This window comes from Actinosynnema sp. NPDC023658 (genome assembly GCF_040639995.1).
GTDB lineage: Bacteria > Actinomycetota > Actinomycetes > Mycobacteriales > Pseudonocardiaceae > Actinosynnema.
The window spans coordinates 1-1,758 of sequence record NZ_JBFAAX010001099.1 but is presented as its reverse complement, the minus strand read 5'-3'; the positions used below and the strand labels follow the sequence as shown (position 1 = coordinate 1,758).

At 74.7% G+C, this 1,758-nt stretch carries 2 protein-coding genes; one reads left to right on the top strand and one right to left on the bottom strand.

Annotated features, from left to right (window positions below; translation table 11 throughout):
* Positions 1-296 precede the first annotated feature (296 nt).
* Positions 297-1,478 carry a M20 family metallopeptidase gene (locus AB0G02_RS38485; protein ID WP_360804927.1) on the bottom strand — a complete coding sequence of 394 codons (1,182 nt, stop codon included), beginning with the start codon at positions 1,476-1,478 and terminating at the stop codon, positions 297-299.
* On the opposite strand from AB0G02_RS38485, the gene AB0G02_RS38480 reads away from it, so the two are divergent.
* On the top strand, positions 1,413-1,758 hold a 346-nt coding region (locus AB0G02_RS38480), incomplete at its 3' end, for an AsnC family protein (RefSeq protein ID WP_360804924.1). The genes AB0G02_RS38485 and AB0G02_RS38480 overlap by 66 nt on opposite strands.

The following is a 1,758-nucleotide window of genomic DNA, read 5'->3' as shown; positions in this document are numbered from 1 at the left end:
GGTGGTGGCCGGTGTGTCGGCGGAGTCGGGGGCGGCGACGGCCGGGTGGACGGGGAGCAGCACGCCGGCCGCGGCGAGGGACGCGGTGGCCAGGGTCAGGCACGCGGATAAGAGCTTTCGCACTTCGACGGTCCTTCCGACGCGGTGGTCCCCACGATGGGGGCGTTCCGCCGGGCCGCGCAACGCTTGTCGAACGTTTGCGCAACCAGACCCCGTAGTGGCGTGCCGGGCGGCCCCGTTCGGCCGACGAGCCGGCGCGAAACCCCGGAGCCGGGCGGCGCACCGAACCCGGCCGGTCACCGACGGGTGGGATCGGCGGTCCGGCGGAGGGCCAGTTCGGTGAGGACGGCGGCGCCGTCGGCCAGGACGGCGTCGTCGAACTCGGCCCGCGGGGAGTGGTTGTCGGTGCCGCCGCGCCCCGCGCCGAGGGGGATGAACGCGCCCGGCACCTCCCGCAGGACGCGGGAGAAGTCCTCACCGCCCGGCATGGGGTGGGCCAGGGGCCGGAACCGCCCGTCGAACAGGTCGGTGATGGTGTCGGAGACGAACGCGGTCTCCCGCGGGTCGTTGACGGTCATCGGGTAGCCGTCGACGTACTCGACCTCGGCGTGCAGCCCGTGCGCCTGCGCGACGGACCGGGCGAGGGTGACCACCGCGTCCTTGAGCCGGGCCCTGGCGGGTGCGGAGAACGTGCGCAGCGTGGCCTCGAACCGCGCGGTGTCGGGGATGACGTTGCGCTTGCTCCCGGCGTGGAACGACCCGACGGTCACCACCACGGGGTCGAAGACGTCGTGCCGGCGGGTGACCAGGGTCTGCAGCGCGGTGACGATCTCGCACGCCACCGGGATCGGGTCCTGCGCGCGGTGCGGCCGGGCGCCGTGCCCGCCGGAGCCGACGACGGTCACCTCCAGCCCGTCGGAGGCCGCCATCGCCGTGCCCGGCCGGGCCGAGAACACGCCGTGCGGCACGCCCGCGCTGAACACGTGCAACGCGTAGGCGGCGTCCGCCCGCCGGCCCGCGGCGTCCAGCACACCCTCCGCGATCATGGCGGCCGAGCCGTCCCACCCCTCCTCGCCGGGCTGGAACATGAAGACCACGTCACCGGCCAGCTCCTCGCGCCGGGCGGCGAGCAGGTGCGCCGCGCCGACCAGCATCGCGGTGTGCAGGTCGTGCCCGCAGGCGTGCATCGCACCGTCCACCCGGGACGCGTAGTCCAGCCCGGTGCGCTCCTGCACGGGCAGCGCGTCCATGTCGGCGCGCAGCAGCACCACCGGTCCCGGACGGGCGCCCCGCAGCACGCCGGTCACGGACGTCAGCGCCTCACCCAGCGTCAGCTCCAGCGGCAGGCCGTCGAGCGCGGCGAGCACTTCGTCCTGCGTGCGGGGCAAGCGCAACCCGATCTCGGGCTCGGCGTGCAGGCGGCGTCGCAGCGCGACCAGCTCGTCCTGGATGGCGGCGGCGTCTTCGATGACGGACACGGGTGGTCCTCTCCTCGGCTCGTTGCGGGACTTGCCGAGGATCACGTCCGGTGTCACTGTCGACGCTCCGATTGCCGGGATCGCTCACCAGGACGGCTTCCAGTGCAGGATCCGATCACCCCGGACGAGACCGACCTCCGACTCGTCCACGCGTTGCAGGCCGCGCCGCGCGCCACGTGGCACGAGGTCGGGCGGACGCTCGGCGTCGACCCGGTCACCGCGGCACGGCGCTGGCAGGGGCTCGTCGAGGCGGGCTGCGCGAGGGTCACCGCCTACCCGG